18 protein-coding genes are annotated in these 19,398 nt (G+C 46.0%); 7 read left to right on the top strand and 11 right to left on the bottom strand.

All coding sequences use genetic code 11. From position 1 onward, the window contains the following. The 4 genes from BWK47_RS17270 to BWK47_RS10655 all read right to left on the bottom strand — a co-directional run. On the bottom strand, positions 1-2,208 hold a 2,208-nt coding region (locus BWK47_RS17270; protein WP_272487561.1), incomplete at its 3' end, for a Calx-beta domain-containing protein. 517 nt (positions 2,209-2,725) lie between these two features. After that, positions 2,726-3,571: a metal ABC transporter permease gene (locus BWK47_RS10665; RefSeq protein ID WP_162328623.1), complete on the bottom strand. Its 846-nt coding sequence runs from the start codon at positions 3,569-3,571 to the stop codon at positions 2,726-2,728. Further along, positions 3,525-4,358 (bottom strand): metal ABC transporter ATP-binding protein, encoded by an 834-nt coding sequence (locus tag BWK47_RS10660; RefSeq protein WP_237269608.1) that lies wholly within the window; start codon positions 4,356-4,358, stop codon positions 3,525-3,527. Before BWK47_RS10660 ends, BWK47_RS10665 begins: the two co-directional genes overlap by 47 nt. A 13-nt stretch (positions 4,359-4,371) precedes the next feature. Then, positions 4,372-5,388, bottom strand: a complete 1,017-nt coding sequence (locus BWK47_RS10655) for a metal ABC transporter solute-binding protein, Zn/Mn family (protein WP_162328621.1) — start codon at positions 5,386-5,388, stop codon at positions 4,372-4,374. 105 nt (positions 5,389-5,493) lie between these two features. Between BWK47_RS10655 and BWK47_RS10650 the strand changes: the two genes are divergently transcribed. Next, positions 5,494-5,910: a Fur family transcriptional regulator gene (locus BWK47_RS10650; protein ID WP_162328620.1), complete on the top strand. Its 417-nt coding sequence runs from the start codon at positions 5,494-5,496 to the stop codon at positions 5,908-5,910. 64 nt (positions 5,911-5,974) lie between these two features. Beyond that, positions 5,975-6,586: a Uma2 family endonuclease gene (locus BWK47_RS10645; protein WP_162328619.1), complete on the top strand. Its 612-nt coding sequence runs from the start codon at positions 5,975-5,977 to the stop codon at positions 6,584-6,586. Positions 6,587-6,589: 3 nt separating this feature from the next. Here BWK47_RS10645 and BWK47_RS10640 read toward each other — a convergent pair whose 3' ends face one another. After that, positions 6,590-6,829 carry a hypothetical protein gene (locus tag BWK47_RS10640; RefSeq protein WP_162328618.1) on the bottom strand — a complete coding sequence of 80 codons (240 nt, stop codon included), beginning with the start codon at positions 6,827-6,829 and terminating at the stop codon, positions 6,590-6,592. Positions 6,830-6,904: 75 nt separating this feature from the next. Here BWK47_RS10640 and BWK47_RS10635 point away from each other — a divergent pair, with 75 nt between their 5' ends. Together BWK47_RS10635 and BWK47_RS10630 are read left to right on the top strand one after the other, a co-directional pair. Continuing rightward, positions 6,905-7,549 (top strand): hypothetical protein, encoded by a 645-nt coding sequence (locus tag BWK47_RS10635; RefSeq protein ID WP_162328617.1) that lies wholly within the window; start codon positions 6,905-6,907, stop codon positions 7,547-7,549. A gap of 10 nt (positions 7,550-7,559) precedes the next feature. Beyond that, on the top strand, positions 7,560-8,015 hold the full coding sequence (locus BWK47_RS10630; RefSeq protein ID WP_237269607.1) for a PPC domain-containing protein: 456 nt from the start codon (positions 7,560-7,562) through the stop codon (positions 8,013-8,015). Here BWK47_RS10630 and BWK47_RS10625 read toward each other — a convergent pair. Continuing rightward, on the bottom strand, positions 8,012-8,839 hold the full coding sequence (locus BWK47_RS10625; RefSeq protein WP_162328615.1) for a zinc-dependent peptidase: 828 nt from the start codon (positions 8,837-8,839) through the stop codon (positions 8,012-8,014). The genes BWK47_RS10630 and BWK47_RS10625 overlap by 4 nt on opposite strands. Positions 8,840-8,872: 33 nt before the next feature. After that, positions 8,873-9,280, bottom strand: coding sequence for a response regulator (locus tag BWK47_RS10620; RefSeq protein WP_162328614.1), 408 nt, complete (start codon positions 9,278-9,280; stop codon positions 8,873-8,875). A gap of 90 nt (positions 9,281-9,370) precedes the next feature. On the opposite strand from BWK47_RS10620, the gene BWK47_RS10615 reads away from it, so the two are divergent. Continuing rightward, a complete protein-coding gene (locus tag BWK47_RS10615) occupies positions 9,371-12,124 on the top strand; it encodes a DNA gyrase/topoisomerase IV subunit A (RefSeq protein ID WP_162328613.1) in 2,754 nt (917 codons plus the stop codon). 30 nt (positions 12,125-12,154) lie between these two features. Further along, entirely contained in the window at positions 12,155-12,919 is a 765-nt protein-coding gene (locus BWK47_RS10610) for a hypothetical protein (RefSeq protein WP_162328612.1), read from the top strand. Between the two features lie 11 nt (positions 12,920-12,930). Here the strand turns inward: BWK47_RS10610 and BWK47_RS10605 are convergent, their stop codons facing one another. The 4 genes from BWK47_RS10605 to BWK47_RS10590 are packed head-to-tail and all read right to left on the bottom strand — an operon-like array spanning position 12,931 to position 18,174. After that, positions 12,931-13,581, bottom strand: coding sequence for a Uma2 family endonuclease (locus BWK47_RS10605; RefSeq protein WP_162328611.1), 651 nt, complete (start codon positions 13,579-13,581; stop codon positions 12,931-12,933). 12 nt (positions 13,582-13,593) lie between these two features. Then, positions 13,594-14,853 (bottom strand): hypothetical protein, encoded by a 1,260-nt coding sequence (locus BWK47_RS10600; RefSeq protein WP_237269606.1) that lies wholly within the window; start codon positions 14,851-14,853, stop codon positions 13,594-13,596. A 15-nt stretch (positions 14,854-14,868) separates the two neighbouring features. Beyond that, positions 14,869-15,636: a hypothetical protein gene (locus tag BWK47_RS10595; protein WP_162328610.1), complete on the bottom strand. Its 768-nt coding sequence runs from the start codon at positions 15,634-15,636 to the stop codon at positions 14,869-14,871. Continuing rightward, entirely contained in the window at positions 15,637-18,174 is a 2,538-nt protein-coding gene (locus tag BWK47_RS10590; RefSeq protein ID WP_162328609.1) for a dynamin-like GTPase family protein, read from the bottom strand. It abuts the gene before it with no gap. Positions 18,175-18,413: 239 nt separating this feature from the next. On the opposite strand from BWK47_RS10590, the gene BWK47_RS10585 reads away from it, so the two are divergent. Further along, complete coding sequence (locus tag BWK47_RS10585; protein WP_162328608.1) at positions 18,414-18,998, top strand: TIGR04376 family protein; 585 nt, start codon at positions 18,414-18,416, stop codon at positions 18,996-18,998. Positions 18,999-19,398: the final 400 nt, after the last annotated feature.

Raw genomic sequence — 19,398 nt, 5'->3', positions numbered from 1 at the left:
GGCATCGGGATCAGTAATAGTAACAACCGCTACTTTTAACCCACCACTAGTGTTAGTATTTTCGTCAATTTTAGTATTGTCAAGGGTTATATTTGTTGGTGCTTCGTTGACATTGACAATAGCTCCAAGACCTTGGCCCTCAAGAACATTTGCTCCTGTAACGTTGGTAACATTGACGAAAAATGTTTCTGTTGCCGCTGAGAGGTTTCCGCTCTTGATATCAACAGTAAAAGTATAGGTAGATTCCCCTGCGGCAATAGTTTGACCGGTTAAGCTCCGAGCTGTGTAATCCTGCCCTGCTGTTGCTGTGTTGTTGGCAGTGGCAATGTCGAATGTAACCCCACTAGTAAACGCAGGAATGGAAAGGCTAACAGTAAAAGTCGCTGTCCCAGCATTTTCATTAACTTTTACGTCATCGATGGAAAGGGTCGGAAGAACAATGTCCAGCGTGCCAAAGATGTTGTTGTCGTTGTAAGTATTACCAATGCTATCACCAGCATCATCAGGCGCAGTGTTATTGCTAAAAGTGGGCAATCCTCCTAGGGAAAGCACTGTAGGGGCTTTGGTAACACCCGCTTCATCTTTTAGCCCATCAGTGACAGCAAAAATAGCCCCCCCCAATCCTTGACCATCGGCAGCGTTCGTCCCACCTTTACCCCCAGTGGCACTATTACCAGTAAAGGTGGTATCGCTCATAGTCAGGTAACCGGAGCGGATAAAAATGGCGCCCCCTAATCCGGCACCGCCGCCACCGCCAACAAAACCGCCACCCCCGCCTCCACCGGCACCAAAGCCTCCACTACCACCAGAAGGGCCGATGGAATCGCCCCCGCCATTGCCGCCCCCAAAGCCACCACTACCCGCGACGAAGCTACTACCACCACCGCCACCACCAAAACCACCTTTGCCCGAAACACTGAAAGCTATGCCAACGCCACCACCACCACCACCGAATTCTCCTCCATTAGCACCACTAATACTAGGGCTGTTAAGTCCACCAGCAGCACCACCACCACCACCAAAACCACCGGCAGTTGCTGAACTGGTACCCTCCACGCCACCATTACCGCCATTGGCATTGCCACCAACACCAAAACCACTGGCATTATCAATTGTTCCACCACCACCACCACCAACACGGTTGGGGGAACTGCCACTACCTTCACCTCCGTCACCCCGCAGTCCACCGCCGCCACCGCCGTAATTTCCTGGTGACGAGGAGGACGCCCCACCATTGCCACCATTGCCGGAGAGTCCACCACCACCACCACCGCCGGTAAATCCGACACTTCCATCAAAATTGTCACCGCCATTGCCGCCGATCGCCTGATTGTTGGAGAAAGTGACATTAGTGAGGGTGACATTACCAGAGTTGATCAGTAAAGCTCCCCCGGCTCCCATGCCACCGCCACCGCCAGGAAGTCCATTCCCTCCCTTGCCCCCCTGGGCACGACCACCGGAAAGAGTTAGGTTACTAATACTAACGGTGCCCTCTTTAACAAAGAAAATGGAGACATCTCCAGCATCGTTAACACCGTTGTTATTGGCATCACCGCTAATGGTGTAGCCATTGCCGATAAATTCAATATCACTGGTAATTAGGGGAAGGAAGCTCGTCAGTCGAATATCCCCAGTTATCCGAATAGTGTCCGCTCCCGATGAACTATTGGCATTGTTGATGGCGGTAACAAGGTCAGTAAAACTACTTGCCAGAAAAACCGCCGCCTCTACTGGCACTGTATTTCCGTCAACAAAAATGGTGAAGTTATCTTTTTGAGAACGGAGAGATTGTAATCCTAAATCATCTAACTCAATGCCACTAACTACATGGGCAAAAATCTCCCCTTCATCCCCAAGACTATCCACCACATTTAAGCGGGCATCAATGGCATGGCCAATTTCCTCCAGCAGAACCGCTTGTATCTGAGCGGGGGAGGCCGTCTCTAGAAAAGTTTGATTGAGATAAATGGTGTCTGTGCTCTGGGCGTAGGCTCCTAACAAACCAGCCATGCCCTGGTCTAAAATTCTGATCGGCGGCAACTGGCTAAAATCCTCTGCTTGCCATTGTTGCCGGAGTTCTTCCGCCTTAGCTCGATTAAAGCTAGAGCCAAAAATAATTTCTAAGTCTTGCCAAAAGTGGGGAGAGTCGGCGAACTGAATCAGGTTTTCGTAAACGGCGCTGAGGGCGAGAGGATCAAGAATAGCCACGGTAATAAAAGCTCAACAAATCGACAAATAAACAAAAATTGCTCTAAATTGCTCCTCTATTGCCATAAAAATGACGTTGACAAAATTGTACACCATCGAAATTCCCCAACTATCCCAGCTTGAAACTTTTTTTGTCATCATTGCCCAATTTTTTCATCCAAGCCAAAATACCGAGCTAAGCCGGAAGGGGGATAATCCAACATCAAGACCTGGACCCTCTATGGCAAGCCCCGCTATGAATTGCTCTCCCAAGAGTTGGCCATGTATCGAGAATTGGTCACCAACAAAATTAATCCAGGTTTATTGAAAGGAAAAAGTTTTTTGACCCTGGAAGGTGGAATGGGAAAAACGGGGAAGATTCCTCAGACCGTGTTTCAAAAGCTGGGTTTTGGCTGTTTAATCCCCCCTAGCCCCCCTGCGGAAGGGGGAAATGCTCACGAAAGTCCCCCTCCCCTTTTTAGGCCGGAGCTTTAGTGAGTCAATTTAGGGGGCGGAATAAAACTTTCCAGACACGTTCTCAGCGTCTAAAAGCCAAACTGATCAGATAGGCAATACTGGCCACCAAAATAATGGTTGCTCCAGAGGAAAGGTTAAAGCTGTAGGAAAGAGCTAATCCAACACTACAAAAGACCATGCCTAACCCACTGGCCACCGCCATCATTTGGGGCACATCCCGCACATACTGACCGGCGATCGCCGCTGGAATACTCAACAGGGCAATGACCATAATTAATCCCACTAATTGCATCACCATCACCACCGTTAAAGCAATGGCCGCCACTAGAGTTAGATAAAGAACATCCACCGGCAAATTACGGGTAGTGGCATAAACGGGGTCAAAGGAAATGGCTAAAAACTCTTTATAAAGTAAGAACAACAAAATGATAATCAAGAGGTCTAGCCCTGCCATGAGCCAGAGTTCCTGCCGGGGCACCGTCAAAATACTGCCGAAAAGATAACTAGCCACATCGGCTTTATAACCTTTGGTTAAATCGATCAACATGATGCCGATCGCCATGCCCAGGGCCCACATCACCCCAATTAACGTGTCGCTGCGCTGTTGATATTTCCTTGCTACCCAACCCATGGCCAAAGCCATAACTAGGGAAAAGCCAAACGCTCCCCAGAGAGGATTAAAGGCAAAATAGTAGCCCAAACCAATGCCCCCATAAGCCGCGTGGGCCACCCCACCACTAATGAAAACCATGCGGTTGATGACAATAAAAGAGCCAATTAATCCACAGGCTAAGCTGACCAGCAAACTAGCTACGATGGCGTTTTGCATAAATTCGTATTGCAACGCCTGGACCACCGCCTCAATCATGGTGACACTCCGCTGTATGCCCCTGGCCATTGGTTGCATCTAACCCGGGTAAAGCTGGATCATGGCTAGGGAAAACTCGGTGGGGCACACCATGGGCAATTAAATCCACGGGACATTGATAGGTGGCTTCAATCATCTGGGGGGTGATAAATTTCTCCTGGTGATAGTGCAAACTGCGGTTAAGGCAACCAACGGTTTTGACGTAGCGAGAAATGGCCCCCAGGTCGTGGGAAATCATCACAATAGTCATGGTTTGATTCAGTTCCCCCAACAACTCATAAATACTTTTTTGCACTTTGCTGTCCACGTTAGCAGTGGGTTCGTCCAGCAATAAAATCTGCGGTTGGGAAGCTAGGGCCCTGGCAATGTAAACCCGTTGCCGTTGTCCCCCCGACAATGCCCCCAAAGGGCGATCGCCTAAATCTCCCATGCCCACCTGCTCTAAACAACGGCGCACAATGGCTTCATCCTGCTGGTGATAACGGCGAAATAACTTACCCCGCCCTAAACGACCCATCCTGACCACATCCAACACCCGCACCGGAAACGCCCGGTCAAACTCTAACCATTGGGGCACATAGCCTATATAGCGACGTCCCTGCTCTACCGATCGCCCCAGAATTTGCACCGTACCTTGCTGGGGTTGAATTAAGCCCAACAGTACTTTGAGCAGAGTGGTTTTTCCCCCGCCATTGGGGCCAATTAAGCCCAGAAAATCCCGTTCCTCCACCCGCAGGTTAATATTTTCTAGCACTGGCGTCGTGCCATAACCAGCGAATAAATTTTCAACGGCAATTACTGGTTGGGAGAGTAGGGAATCAACCATGGGGACGTTGGCATTAGGGCTGGGCACTGTTAGCATTGGCGATTTTTTGGGCAACGGCTTTGAGATTGCTAGACCAATCAGCGGCTAAAGGATCGAGTAATTCCACCCCCGCTCCGATTTCAGCGGCGATCGCCTCGGAACTTTTGGTGCTGAACTGGGTTTCCCCAAACACCATGGTTAGATTATTTTCCTTGGCCGTATCAATTAACTGTTTCAATTCCTGGGCGCTGGGTTCTTGCCCTTCCACTTCGATGGGAATTTGTACCAAGTTGTAATCCCGAGCAAAGTAAGCCCAAGAAGGATGGAAAACAATAAATTTCCTTTGGGGTAAAGGCTGCAATATTTGTCCTAACTCTTGATTTAACTGCTCTAGTTCCGCTAAAAATGCAGCTAAATTAGCCTCATACTGTTCTTGATTATCCGGGTCCAATTCGGTCAAGCCTTTGGCGATCGTGGTGGCCTGTTGTTTCACCAAGGTAGGGGACAACCAAATGTGGGGGTCCGCCACCATCACTGCTCCCATAGCTTTTTCCTTTTCTGACTCTGACCCATGGTCGTGGTCATCGCGGCTATGGTCATCGTGACCTTTCTTCTCCCCATGACTATGGTCATGCTCCTCCATTTCTAGGGGGGTTATGCCTTGGGCCGAATCAATTAACTTCATATTGGCATTGGCCGCCTTTAACTTCTCCAACCACGGTTGCTCAAAACCAAGACCAATCAAAACATAGGCTTCTGCTTCACTTAGGGCCGCCAACTGTTGGGGTTTGGGCTCATAGGTGTGGGGATCATTATTACCCGGTACCAGTACGCTAACTCGAACTAAGTCACCACCAATTTTTTCCAAAAAGTATTGTTGGGGTGGAATACTCACCGTAATATCCATGGCATCTGCCACCGGAGCATCCTCAACTTGACCATTTTGCCCGACCTGCTCAACAGCAGGCTGACAGCCTAGGGTGCCCAAACCCAGAACAAAAGCAACACCAAGGGATTGGACAAAGCGGGGAACAGTGGGGAAAATGAACATTACCGATGTGCAATACAGTGAAGATCAAGCTGATGGGAAATTTATCCCTTTGGCATAGGACAATAAACGATAATCATTATCATTGCATAATTCCTCACCATTGTCATGAGTCTTCCCACTCCTTCCCTTGCCGTTCGCCTAGAGTCCCTCACAGTCAACCAAAGACTGGTGCTCCAAGCTTTGCAAAGGGAAACGGAGCCCCTGTCGGCCCAAGCCCTGTTTACCAAACTACGGGAAACGAAAAAAATTGGTTTGGCCACCGTGTACCGAGCTTTGGATGCCCTCAAGTTAGCTGGATTTATCCAACATCAAGCCACCATGACAGGGGAACTACTCTACCAAACCCTAGAGCAGGATCAACATTGTTTGACCTGTTTGCAGTGTGGGGAATCGGTACCCATTCAGGGTTGTCCTGTGCAATCCCTAGAGGAAAATTTGCAGGCTAATTATTCTTTTCGGATTTACTATCACACCCTAGAATTCTTCGGGCTTTGTCAACTTTGTGCCAAAGGAAGTGATTAGAATTGAAGTCAACCAAAACAAAAATGGTTAACTATCCCAATGTTCAGTGAACCGAGGAGAAGTTATGGCAACCCTAACCCCGCCAGTTAGCTTAATCGATCAAGGGGCATTGTTGCTGGATGTGAGCCATGTCACTTTAAAAGTCTCGCCGGAGCATTTCGATCAGCTTTGCCTTGATAACCCAGACTTACGGCTTGAGTTAACCAAAGATGGGGACTTAATTGTGATGGCACCAGCGGGGGGAGAAACTAGCCGAAAAAATCTTGATCTGGCCATTGATGTTGGCCTTTGGAATCGCCAAGCCAATCTAGGTCAGGCGTTTGACTCTTCCTGTGGCTATGATTTCACTTCATTGGGGGGCGGCAAATTGTCGCCGGATGTGTCGTGGATCGAACAATCGAAGCTTGAAGGGATCGAAATAGTCGGCTTTATTCCCGTGGTACCGGATTTTGTCATTGAGCTCCGATCCGCAACGGATAATCTGAAACCATTGCAGGAAAAAATGCAAGAGTATCGACGGTTGGGGGTGCGATTAGGGTTATTGATCAATCCCCAAAATCAACAGGTTGAGATTTATCGTTCTTCCCAAGCAAGAGAGATTTTAACGTTGCCCAAGCAAATAGATTGCCATGAAGTAATGCCGGGTTTTGTGCTTGATTTGACTCGCATTTGGTAGGGACTAAAAATATTCTGCCTTGGGATTGACTACCCCGTTGCTGGAGCCGGAAAAACGATGGGGCCGTAGGAGTAATTGCTGTAGAGAGCGTTGCAAACGGAGCCGGGCTTGTTGTTTGGATTGTTGGGCAATGGTGAGGGATTGTTGGGGCAAACTGGTGACTTCACTGGGGATATTACCCGACACCGCCAGGGCCAATGCAAAGGCAATAAATGTGGCCAGAACTCCTAATTGTTTAAACATAGCCGACCCTCCTTTCTCCCAGACTGGACTTGAGCTAGTATTCTAGGAACTACTAAGCATAGCTCCCTAGCAAATATGACAATATCCCAGGCTCAAAAGGATCCAGGCATTTTGCAGACAGTTTCGCTTTTGACTGCCTATTGTTTTGACCTCCGGGGAATGGCCCCCAAACAGGTCATCAATGGCTGGCTTAAGAATTTTTCAGCCCTGTGGATTCGTCTTGCGGTGATCGAAGCCCTGTACCTAGGCCGTTATAAGGCGGTTTCGGTGGAGCATTTGCTGGAATTCTGGCACAAGAAGGGACAACCCAATTTTCATTTTTCCGCTGAGTTTGAGCGTCTGGTTTCCGAAAATCTGCCCAGATCGTTGGCGATCGCCAGAGACGAATCGATGGAGGGGTTGACTAAAATGGTAGACCAGTCATGGCGGCTAAAGGTTCCCACGGCAGGACAAGAACAATCATTGCAATCACCAAGACGGCGGGTTTCTCCCTCCGACCCAGTGGAGCTAGAACCACTCCCTTGGCATCACCGTGCCCTCGGAAATATTCAACATCCCAACCAAGAAAATTTAAAGGGCTCTAATGTGTCCGAAGAAGGGCCCGTGACCAGAAACCCAGGGCCAGCCCCGTCCATTGAGCAGTTCATCCCCATTACCCAGGAATCAAATTTCCTTAGTCGGCTCCAGTCAGTACTCAGTCAGGACACCGAAAATGTTTAGATTTTTCACTATGGGAAAACTGGATAAAGTATTCCTCTTCTGGATAGGTTTGCCTTCTGCCCTAGTGGTCTTCTACCCAACCCTGAGTTACGGTCAAAATAATCAAAATAGTTTTTACAAGCCCATCCCCATTGCTGCCAACACAACGGTTGACGATCGCCTGACGGTGGGGGATATGCCCACGGGGGAAGGGGGATTTGCCAGGGACTATCGTATTAATCTCCAGGCCGGGGACCAAGTTTCCATTGACCTGCGCTCCGATGAATTCGACACCATGGTAATGCTCATTGGCGATGACGGCACCACCATTGTGGCCAACGACGACAGCACTGAAGGGGGCACCAATTCCCTCGCCTTTGCCCGCATTACTGAATCGGGAGACTACATTGTCCGGGTCAGAACCTACGCCGCCACGGGGGGAGGAGCATTTTCCCTGGCAGTGACCAGGCTACAACCCGTTCCCTAGCAATTAATCAACGGTTCAAGGCAGTAATATTTCCGTAGAACTTGATAGAGTTGCCCGTGATTGTGTTGTAATTCTTGCCCTTTTTCAAAGAAAGTTTCCGTCACCACCGCAAAAAATTCACTGGGATTGGTGGCTCCATAGGGATCGATGACAGTGGGTAAATTATTTTCTAACTGACTGAGCAGTTGTTGGTATTCCGACGCAAAAATTGACTGCCAGCGTTGATAGTCGTTGCGACGACCCAATTTTGGAACTCCATTCATAGCCCCGTCTCCCATATCCAACTGATGGGCAAATTCATGGAAAATAACGTTGTGGCCATCCTGCCACCGCTCCAAATCCCAGGCGATCGTGCCCCAAGCCAGGATCAACTGTCCAGCCTTATCCCAGGACTCCCCAGCTCGAATGGTGTCTTCTTCCTCCATCACGTAACCATCGGGGGACGTAATTTGCCGAACCTGGAAAGCGTCGGGGTAAACCAGGATTGTGTCCAGTCTGGGGTAGGGATTACTGCCTAATTCCAACGCCAGATAGCAAGCTTGGGCGGCGATGACCAACCGCACTTCATCGGTTACAACAAAATCATTACAACCAATAAATTGTTTTTGCTGTAGGAATAGCTGAATTTTCGCCTCTAGTTTTTGCCGTTGCTGGGGAGAAAGTTGGACATAAAAAGGCAGGCGATCGCCTAAAATTGCTTGCCAATGGGGGGGCAGGGGACGGCGAAAAAGTTGTTTTTCTCGCCAATCTAACCAATGGGGATAGCCCCAAATGTAGGCAATGATGCCCAAAAGGATAGTGAGGACAATGGCAGTGGGCAACATGAAAAATAACGGGTAAATCTTTAGGCTAAGGGGTTAAACCGCCCGATCGCCTCCAGCCATGGTTTGAATTTGGTTCACAAAAGCTTGGTGGTCCACCACCGGTTTAGCTATGTAGCCTTCTGCGCCACTTTGCGCCAATAAAGACTCCCGATCGCCGACCATGGCATGGGCTGTGACCAAAATCACTGGTAAGCTAGCCGTGGCAGGGTCTTGTTTGAGCAATTGGGTAATTTGAATGCCGTTGTAGGCTTTGCCCTGGTAATGACTGCGGGAGAGGGACACATCCATTAAAATTACGTCCACCGCCTTGCTCCGAGCTAAGGCCAACACCTCCGCCACATCCTCACTGCCTTTGACGGTGAAGCCCCCCCGCTTAGTCAGAATTTTGGAAAAAACCCGGAAGTTCATGGGGTCGTCTTCGACGATGAGAACCGTTGTCATAAAACTGCACCCAGCAAAGTGGGGAGGAGAATCAGCCTTTCCAATGCTAACATTGGCCGCGAATTGACGAGCGCACAGGTTCCCAGCGGCATGGCCAGAAAATCTTTCCCCAGCGGTCAAATTATCCCCACCGATCTCCACGAAGAAATGGAACGTTCCTATTTGGAATATGCCATGAGTGTGATTGTGGGGCGGGCGTTACCCGATGTGCGGGATGGTCTAAAACCGGTGCATCGTCGCATTCTCTACGCCATGTACGAGTTGGGGTTGACCCCCGATCGCCCGTTTCGGAAATGTGCCCGGGTGGTGGGGGACGTGTTGGGTAAATACCATCCCCACGGTGACCAGTCTGTGTACGATGCCCTGGTGCGGATGGTGCAGGATTTTTCCAGTCGTTATCCCCTCTTGGCTGGCCATGGCAACTTCGGTTCGGTGGACAATGATCCCCCCGCCGCCATGCGTTACACCGAAACCCGCTTAGCCCCCATCGCCATGGGGGCCATGTTGGAAGGCATCAGTGAGGCGATCGTTGATTTTACCGGCAACTTCGATAATTCCCAGGAAGAACCCACCGTGGTTCCCGCCCAGTTGCCTTTGTTGCTGTTGAATGGTTGCTCCGGCATTGCGGTGGGCATGGCCACTAGTATCCCGCCCCACAATTTGGGGGAAGTGGTGGATGGTTTGATTGGCTTAATTAACAAGCCTGACCTGTCCGATCAAGAGCTATTTAAGTTAATCCCCGGCCCTGACTTTCCCACCGGCGGCCACATCCTCGACAGTGAGGGCATTTTGCAGGCTTACCAAACGGGAAGGGGACTAATTCCGGTGCGGGGGGTTAGTCACATTGAAACCATCCGAGGGGAGAAAAAACGCAGTCATAATCGCACTGCGATCGTCATTACGGAATTACCATTCCAGGTCAATAAAGCGGCTTGGATTGAGAAAATTGCCAGCTTGGTCAACGACGGCAAACTAGACGGCATTTCCGATCTGCGGGATGAAAGCGATCGCACCGGTATGCGGGTGGTAATTGAGCTCAAACGGGATGCTGAACCCAATGCCATTTTGCAAAAACTCTACCGCATGACCCCTTTACAGAGTAATTTTGGCGTAATTTTCCTGGCGCTGGTCAACAACCAACCCGTGCAAATGTCCCTGCGGCAAATTCTCCAAGAATTTTTACAATTCCGGGAAGATACCCTGCTGCGACAGTACGAAAATGAGTTAGGGGAAAACCGTCGTCGCCTGGAACTATTAACTGGCTTACTAATCGGTTTAGAAAATTTAGACACGCTGATTGAAATTCTCCGTTTTGCCCCCGATGGCACCACCGCCAAAATTCAACTCCAGGAACGGTTAGGCATTTCCCCCTCCCAAGGGGACGCTATTTTGGGCATGCCCATGCGCCGTATCACCGGCCTAGAAAGGGAAAAATTACAGCAGGAACACACCGATCTGGCCCAACGCATTGAACAGTTGGAAACCCTCATTGGCGATCGCCAGGAAAGGTTAAAAGCATTAAAAAAGGAGTTGCGGGGTTTAAAGAAAAAGTTTGCTGACGAACGACGCACCAAAATCCTCCAGGGTATGCCAGCCAAAATTGAGCCTCTGCCTGTAAATGAAGGTCCATCGCCTGAAGCGACAATTTCTTTGGTTGAAAGTCAGTCGGCCACAGAAGAGGAGTTGGATGCTCCAGGAGAGCAAGAACAATTAGTTTTAGAAAATTCTTCCCCACCAACGGCAGATTCCGCTCCCGAAGCAAAGCAGGATGGCCTAAATCCAGCCCTAAAACCTACCCCCAAAACTGTCAAACAGGAAGCCCAACTGAGCCCGGAAGTCATAGCTGCCCATAGCAAGCTCGTTTCTGTCGCTGAGAAAAATCCTCTCACCCTCTTTATGCCGCAAACGCCCCCGGCGGAAGCTTTTCTTAGTGTCAATCTCCAAGGGGAAATTGCCTGGCATCCAGAAGAGCTAACCTCTGCCAACAGCTTTGAACCCTTGGGCCAGCAATTCTCCATCCAGGGGCGAGAAACTCTAATTGTCATTGGCGACCATGGCAAAGCTTTTCCCGTCGCCATTACCGATATCCCCCCCTTGGCCGTTACCCGTATTCCCCTGTTACAAATTCTGCCTAAATCTGCCCAGCGGGATGCCACCGCCGTCACTTTCCAGGGATTTTTGCCCCCTCCGGAACAGTCCCAGGATTTACTCCTAGTTAGTCAGCAGGGTCGGATCAAACTGCTAGCTGGTCAGGAGTTGCAGGAGTTGGGCCAGCGGGGTTTGAGTGTAATTAAGTTAAAAAACGGCGATCGCCTCCAGTTTGCCCAATGGGTTACACCAGTTAATCCTGACTCTGCCCAAAATCCAGGTAAAAATTTGGTGATTGCCACCAGCAATGGACGTTTACTGCGGTTTGATCCAGCCCAGATTGGTTTAACTTGTTCTAGTCCCAGTGCCCAAGGCCAGGAAGCAATGCGGCTTCGTGCAACAGAAAGTTTAGTGGGTGTACTGATGACGTCGCCGGGGGACAGGGTTTTACTAATGACCCAGGCAGGCTACGGCAAACGGTTAGATTTAAATGCTGTGCGCCTAGTTGATTTCGGCGCATTAGGCACAACGGTGATGCAGTTTACCAGTAAGGAAGATCGTTTGTTGACCATGGTGGCGGAACATAATGCCTCCGGTGCTTTGGATAATAGCTACGATTTTTACAGTAATCAACAACGGCTCCATTCTGTCCAGGCTGATCAGTTCCAACCCTGGGGTAAGGATGGCTTTGGCGATCGCCTGGTGGATCTCAACGAAGGAGAATATTTAACTGCCCAGGTAGCCCACCTTGGTTAGAGGTTAGGCCGGGGGAAATTTTGGGCTAGAATGGGCAACATCTTTTTTCCGTGGGTGGGGACAATGGACAAATATGAAGGACTGGAAAACTCGAAAAAGCCTTGGTGGTTGAAGCACATCGACAAAATTTTTCTGGGCGGTGGTGTTGTTTATCTACTCCTAGTCAGTTTTTGGCTGGTGTTTCAATCCCGGCAGTCCGCTCCCTCAGCGGCATCCCCAACGGAAACGGTGACGGTGGACCAAGCAGACGAGGAATTTATTGTTTATCTGCAACAGTCCCTAGAAACGCTGAAACAGCCCCCAGCCTTACCGGCTTCCTCCGCCCCCACTGGTGTTAACCCTCCAGTAACCCCCAACCCAACAACGGTGGCGATCGCCCCAGCCAACCAAGGCATTCCCCTTCCCCCTCCTCCCCCCGGCGCTGTGCCCCAAAATAATGGTGGCAATCTACCCACGGTCGCTCCTGGTAGTACTACCGTGGTGGAACGATATTATTACCCCGTTTATCCCAACGGCCAAGCGGCTCCAGCCATGGCAACTCCTCCCCAACCCGTGGCCGCTGCTCCCCCGGCGGTACCCATGGTGCCCAGTAAAACTAAACACGATTTAGTAGGAGTTCTGGAATCCGGTGAGCTTTCTTCGGCTCTGTTCCGCTGGAATGGCATGACCCAACGCATTCAAATCGGTGAGGCGATCGGTAGTAGCGGTTGGCAATTGGCGGCGGTTAACGGTCAGCAGGCGATTCTATCCCGTCAGGGTAAAACCCGCTATCTGGAAGTGGGGCAAGGCTTTTAGTCTGTACTATTTTATTCACCTTCGCCTAGTTGTTCGATCAGCCATTGACGAAATTGCTTAATCGTCGCTGTTTCTCCATCTTGGAGACTTTGGCGCAGAAAGACAGTCAAATCCTTAACTTTCAAGGGATGCAAAGCCAAGCTCTGCTCAGAAGTTTGATAGATTTGCTGGGTCCCATTCCACAAATAAGCCTGTAAAGTTCGACCGTCATATCGCCAAATTTCGGGCACTCCCAAAGCGCCATAAATTGCTAATTTGTCTAGGGAGCTACTGGTAATATCAATTTCGATGACTAAATCGGGGGGAGGATCAACATTAAGATCAATATCCCGCTTATGGCGAACAATAGGCTCATTTTGCAGGTAAAAGCAAGAATCTGGTTCTATGCCCTTCTCCAGCCGATTAACTCTTAGGGTTAGGGAACCTAGACTTTTAATTTCCAAGTTCAAGATTTCAACGGTGGTGTAAATTAACCGCTCTAGAAAGCGATTATTATGTTCATGTTCTCCGAGGGGAGTCATAATTTCTAAAGTCCCTTGACAATAAGCAAGGCGAATTCCTCGTTTTTCACCCAAATCCTGAAGTAATTGGTTAAAAGTTAGCCAACTGACTGGTTCAAGCAAAATAAATTTTGAGACGGGGGCCAATTCTGTAATAGACATAATATTCCTTCACTATCCTGGTAACAAATACAGTCCTGGCTCTGCATCATTACCCGGAAGCAATTCCCTGCTACTTTTCACGCCTTGATCTTGGCACAACTGGGCAAAGTCTTGCAGGGTGTCTAGCCTAGCTAATAATTCACTAAGAGTATCTAAATATTCGGCGATCGCCAATTGTTTGTTAATCCAGGCTTGGTTATAACGTTCGGGCGCATAGGACATATCAAATTCAACAGCAATTTCACTTTTAATGCGTCGTACTTGATCTGGAGTTAAGTTAAAATCCTTGGGATGAATTTGACAGATTCGCTCTATTCTTTCAGGTAAAATAAACTCGTTAAATGGCTTGCCAAGAAAGCGGTAGGAAGTATTAAGGCTATCATTCTCGTCGTCCAATAATACCTTTGACCAATTTTCAGATAATTGTTTAAATTTAACAACTTCTTCCCGTAAAACATCTTTGGCATCCTGATGATGACCTATTTCCATCAATAAATTAGCTTCGGTAATGGTAGCAACGGCCCAGCCTTGAATAGCAATGTCACTATTTAGCATTAATTCTGCTTCTAGCTCTGGGGTGATTTTGAGTGCTTCATGGCTTAAAAATAAACGGCTACGATTTGCGGCTTTAATGGCTCCAATGGGAGATTGTTCAGGAAAACGATTAACAGTCTGAAGCTCAGATTGTAAATCTGCTATCTCTCTGACTAAACTGCTCTGATAAAGATGGGCAATGGCTTGGGCTAATTTTTCCTGTTTAGCTCGACTATCCTGTACAACCAAGCAAATGTAACCCAATTGTTGTGACATTTTATCAAAGCGACGATTGACATCATCAAAACCCTGTTGGACAGTTTGTTGGAGAAGATTAATAGATTTCTGCATCTGGTGAAGCTTATAGGCCATATAGGCAAAGCCCGCTACACTAACGCCTAAATTCAAAACACTGGCCCCTGCGGCAATTTGGCTAACACCTAATACTTGATTAAGGGTTTGACTCATTCCCACTAATTTATTGTCAATGCCCAGTAATTTGTGATAAGTCATTGTATGACCAATGACATCAACTCCTGTTCCCATGGGAGAAATAGGTAAACTTAATAACTTACTTGTAATGCCTGGAGTTTCAACAAGATGCTTAACAATACTGCCAGGATAATTACCAGCACCAGCAGCCCAACGAATGACGCTACCGTAGCGAACCATATCGCCGGAGACTAAGCCTTTGATAATTTCTGGATTGTTGACTAACAAGTTTGCATTAATAAGCATAATAGTTACGAAGAATTAGATAGAATATAAATCTGAACAGGCTTCAAAACTTAACCGTTCAGACATGGTGATTTTATGGTTGATGAGCTTTTCAAAAGCTTCAAGTCTTTTAGTTTTCTTGACATCTTTTTCAAAACCACTGATATATTCATCAAGTATGATTTCCACAATGTAAACATCAAAATTTTTTTTATTTTCATCCTTGACTTTGTAATATTGATCTATTTTTTGTAAGCTTATATCTTCAGACTCCTTACCAATCCATAAATAGTTTGTTGCAAGAAATAAATTCTCACAAATAGACTCATTCCGAATAAAATTATCAGATTCTTTGATATTTTGAAGGAAACCTGATTTTGAAGGATCGATAGCTAAAATTAAGCAATACTTTTGATTTTGTTGTTGTTTTTGGAAAACTCTATCCTCTGACCATTCAGAGAAATCAGCGTTATCTTCAGGTTGATTAAGTTGATAAATAACATAAGCAATGCCTATTGCCAATAAAGCTATGATTGCATAGGTAATGATATCCATATTTTTTATTTTAGGGATTAAAAACTTTGCAACTAAACCTTTGTTGCTGTATGAAGTTGTAGTTGTTATGTTTTGTGCTTTAAATGTGATACTGAGAATGTTTTTAGTGTCATCGATCTTTGCTTTTATTTCTTGAGGAATATTAGCGTAATAACACCACAATTCAATAGCATGTTCAAGTTTATCTTTTCTCGAACTATTTGTTAGGTCATAGTTGATTTTTATGAATTTTTCTCTAAATTTATTCATTCAATCTACTGTCCTCATTGTTTTGATGAAATCATCTTTAAGAGTGATTAAATGTTGATTTAAAATAGAAATTGAAGATATTTGTTGGAGTTTTTCTTCTCTTGTTGATAAGTCTTCGATTTTCTTATTAATTTGATTGTTCATAGAATCAATGACATCAGATAAAGCAATGTCTAATTCCTTGTAAACAATATTGAGATTCTCAATAATCCACTCGAACAAAATATCCCATAATCCCCCCTTTCCATATTTGCTTGCTTCAATCCCATCCCCCCACTGTTCCGCCATCTTATCAATACTAGGAATTGATAACTTTTTGTATTCTATTTTTTCTTTTTTGTCAACATAGTATGTAAAAGTTTCTTTGTGTTTGTTCAAGCAACTGCCAACGTCTTTACTCCCTGTTCTCTTCTCTTTGCCAGTTGCTTCTTCCTGAATATCTTGTTCTACATTGACTTTCAATCGAATATCAATTAAGCTTTCTGGTAATTCAGTCTTATTTTGTGCTATTTTGCGTTGGATAATAGACATCACAGCATTGTCAAAACCTATTGCTTCCAGAACTTGTTGATACTCATGTAACGTATCTTCCTTAAATTCATTAGCTAACTCATAAAAAACTTTAATGGGTAGCCTAGAAACAATTAAGTCTAGTTGTTCTGTAAATCTTAACTGTTCAGCTTGTAATTTAAACTCACATCTATGTGCTAAAGCTTTTCTAACAGCATCATAAAGGAATCTGAGGCATCGCTCGTTATGCTCCAAATTTTTGATCAATTTTATATCATCAACTTTTACTTTTTTAATAAGATAATCGCCTTCTGATGTAAAACTAGGGTTAATTACCATTATTAAAACTTTGTTGTAAGCTTTTGCTATATCCTTCGCCATGTATGGAGGTAAATATTCAGATAAATGTTTTTCAACTTCATATCCGTCAGTTTCATTACGAAATGCTTTTTTAATATAACTAATAATATTAATTAAAAGATCATCCTCCACTGTATCAACTATATCAAGAAATGTTTTATAGTCATCAAAATCTGGCCTTTCTTCTAATTTACTTTTAATTAGAGTTGGCTCTCTGGATGACTTAATTATTTGAATTAAATCATTCAGATTTTCGTTCAACAATTTACTATTCCTTTGAATGTATATTGGGAACTTTTTTTTCAATAAACTTAGTTCGTTTTTGAGATTGCTAATTTTTTCTGAATCCTGAGTATTAATATTGATAAAAAGCGATAAAGAGCCATGAAAAACATTAAGCGTATCCAGTAAATCTTTCAAAGAAGGCAAAATAACTAAATCTTCTAACGAGGTATTGAGCCTTGATTGGAAAATTTTCCACAGAGTTTTTCCTCCACTCCACTCCAACGCATACTGGATTAAAATACGCATCATTTCATCATTAATCTCTTTATTATTTTCAACACGATCTTCAATGTATCGAAACCAAGATTTTAAATCTTGATTTTGCATAAAAAGTTTTTTAAAAGTTTCCTTAACAGGTAGTGGTGACGATGTCTCTTTACTAGTTTTAATCTTAGTTTTAATAAAACTTGAACAGTCTTCAAGCATTCCTTTTAATCGTTTTAAACGTTGATCTTGGGATATTAAAGATTTTTCTTTAAGAGAATTAATTCCCCAGGCACACTGAGCTTGATACAGAATATTTGCGCTAAAAGAAATAATGTCGAGACTCTGAGAAAGAGATAGAACTTCTTCAATTTCCCTGCTTAATTTGGCAATTCTATTTTCTAGCGGAATGTCATCGGATTTGCGATTATCAACTCGATTTAGGATGAAAAGCATCGAGTCGGTTTTACCATTAAAATATTCAACAACTTGCTTTAACTCACCCAATAATCGTTGACGATGTTCCTCATCTATTTGTCCATAGTCTAGGGCAACAAGACAAAACGCTTTTCCCATTAGCGACTGAATAATTTTCAAATTTTCTCGATCTTGAACAGATTTTAAGCCCGGTAAATCAACAAATTCTATAGCTAGTCCTTCAGGTAATCCTGACAATTCCCGGTCACAAGCTGGCAAAATTGGTAATCTGACCTCAATTTGAGGGGCAATGTAATCCGCTTTTCGTCTCACCTCATGGTAAGTGTGCATCGTGCGTTGAATACGGTTATAAATTTCTTCATCGCTCAAACCCGACCATTCTCCCGTTTCCCAGACTGCGCCCTCCGTTTCCTCAATCTTTAAGTGACTGCCTTCACCATGTTTAATCCGTAAAACACCGCCGCTCATCTCCCCGGCTTCAATAGGCGCAATCCGTCGGCCAATTAAAGCGTTAACAATCGTTGACTTTCCCGAAGAAGTTGTGCCGATCATGGCAATACGTAAACTAGGATTAGCCAAATCTTGCACTGCTTGATCATAGGCTCGGCGAAAATCTGCCAAATCCTGCTTGAGCTTCTCATCCTCAAATACTTCTGGCGCAACTCCCACCAGATCAGAAATGGCATTACCCAATTCATCCAGCCAGGAGCGAGCTTGACTTAACTTAGCTTCAATATTCATCGTGTACCTGTTCTAACGCCGGAAAGCTCAGACTTAACCGAGTTTGCCTATCAGGATAATTTAGATTTTAGGGAAAAGTATCTTTGGTACATAAATTTTTATGAAGTTTGGCGATCGCCGAAAAAGAGTCAGGAGCTTGGTTAGTTCCCAAGTGATGGGGGAAGAAAAAACAAGGTATCTTGGAGTAGGACAACGCTTTTAAGTAAGGCACCTAGTAGATTTTTGGGAAGATTGTAGCGATGGGCTTGTTTGACGATGTCGGCCGTTTTTTAGAAGACCGTCTGGAAGAGTTTTTACAGAACAACCCCCATTTGGAGTTGGAAGCTCTGTTGGAACAGTTGAAAGAACAGGAAGCCGACGCTCGCCGCCTACTGACAGATTTACAGCGGAAAAAACAAGATCAAGAAGCCCAGATTCTCAACCTAGCCCAGGATATTCAGGCTTGGCATAGCCGCATTCAACAGGCCAAAGCTGCTGGCCGAGAAGATTTAGCCCAGGGGGCCCAGGAAAGGGAAGCCACCTTACTGCGTCAGGGCAATCAGGTGTGGGGACAACGGGTGGGGACAGAACAACGGATTAGCCAAGCTCAAAGCTTGCTCCAGGAAATTCAGCAACGGCAAAAGGAAGTACAGCAAAAGGCTAAACAAATGGCCGCCGAGCAAAAAGCATCCGAGGCCCAAAGGAGGGCGGCGGATACCATGGGCTGGAATCAAGGCAGCACCGGGGAAACCTATCGCCGAGAGTTAGACCCCCTGGAAGCGGAATTCAAAAAGTGGGAATTGGAAAAGGAATTGGAACGCTTAAAACGCAACGCCACTAAATAGTTTTCTTGTTCTTAGAGTTGACTGTGGCAAATGTGACCAGAGATGGTTAGTTAGGTAGCCAAAGCCTTGGTAGTAAAGAAAAAAATATACAGCCCAGCCATTTTTGTCAGAGATGAAATGCGGAAAAAGCCGCCCGAATTTGTTTGGTAAAACTTTGCCGCCTGGTTTGATGGCAAATTCGGGATAATGAGCCGGATTATTAGTGGTGATTTAGTCCCCCCTATCCCCGTCCCTGGCAGTGTCAACGCTGACATATTGTCACTAGAATTGAAGCTAACACCTGGGGCTTTCCCCGCTATTTTTGACTAGGCTTGCCCAGTCTTGCCACAGTGCCCACCGTCAATTAAGCAAAATGTTACAGGTCGAATAGGCTTTTCCCTACCCATAATTGTACTAACTT

Source organism: Synechocystis sp. CACIAM 05 (genome assembly GCF_010222815.1).
Lineage (GTDB): Bacteria > Cyanobacteriota > Cyanobacteriia > Cyanobacteriales > Microcystaceae > Synechocystis.
The sequence above is the reverse complement of the archived record's forward strand: the minus strand, read 5'-3'. Positions and strand labels throughout refer to the sequence as shown.

Bases quoted from the DNA above. Each gene is read 5' to 3' on its own strand.
- BWK47_RS10665 (WP_162328623.1), bottom strand. From the start codon at position 3,571: ATGCAACCAATGGCCAGGGGCATACAGCGGAGTGTCACCATGATTGAG.
- BWK47_RS10660 (WP_237269608.1), bottom strand. From the start codon at position 4,358: ATGGTTGATTCCCTACTCTCCCAACCAGTAATTGCCGTTGAAAATTTA.
- BWK47_RS10655 (WP_162328621.1), bottom strand. From the start codon at position 5,388: ATGTTCATTTTCCCCACTGTTCCCCGCTTTGTCCAATCCCTTGGTGTT.
- BWK47_RS10650 (WP_162328620.1), top strand. From the start codon at position 5,494: ATGAGTCTTCCCACTCCTTCCCTTGCCGTTCGCCTAGAGTCCCTCACA.
- BWK47_RS10645 (WP_162328619.1), top strand. From the start codon at position 5,975: ATGGCAACCCTAACCCCGCCAGTTAGCTTAATCGATCAAGGGGCATTG.
- BWK47_RS10640 (WP_162328618.1), bottom strand. From the start codon at position 6,829: ATGTTTAAACAATTAGGAGTTCTGGCCACATTTATTGCCTTTGCATTG.
- BWK47_RS10635 (WP_162328617.1), top strand. From the start codon at position 6,905: ATGACAATATCCCAGGCTCAAAAGGATCCAGGCATTTTGCAGACAGTT.
- BWK47_RS10630 (WP_237269607.1), top strand. From the start codon at position 7,560: ATGGGAAAACTGGATAAAGTATTCCTCTTCTGGATAGGTTTGCCTTCT.
- BWK47_RS10625 (WP_162328615.1), bottom strand. From the start codon at position 8,839: ATGTTGCCCACTGCCATTGTCCTCACTATCCTTTTGGGCATCATTGCC.
- BWK47_RS10620 (WP_162328614.1), bottom strand. From the start codon at position 9,280: ATGACAACGGTTCTCATCGTCGAAGACGACCCCATGAACTTCCGGGTT.
- BWK47_RS10615 (WP_162328613.1), top strand. From the start codon at position 9,371: ATGGCCAGAAAATCTTTCCCCAGCGGTCAAATTATCCCCACCGATCTC.
- BWK47_RS10610 (WP_162328612.1), top strand. From the start codon at position 12,155: ATGGGCAACATCTTTTTTCCGTGGGTGGGGACAATGGACAAATATGAA.
- BWK47_RS10605 (WP_162328611.1), bottom strand. From the start codon at position 13,581: ATGTCTATTACAGAATTGGCCCCCGTCTCAAAATTTATTTTGCTTGAA.
- BWK47_RS10600 (WP_237269606.1), bottom strand. From the start codon at position 14,853: ATGCTTATTAATGCAAACTTGTTAGTCAACAATCCAGAAATTATCAAA.
- BWK47_RS10595 (WP_162328610.1), bottom strand. From the start codon at position 15,636: ATGAATAAATTTAGAGAAAAATTCATAAAAATCAACTATGACCTAACA.
- BWK47_RS10590 (WP_162328609.1), bottom strand. From the start codon at position 18,174: ATGAATATTGAAGCTAAGTTAAGTCAAGCTCGCTCCTGGCTGGATGAA.
- BWK47_RS10585 (WP_162328608.1), top strand. From the start codon at position 18,414: ATGGGCTTGTTTGACGATGTCGGCCGTTTTTTAGAAGACCGTCTGGAA.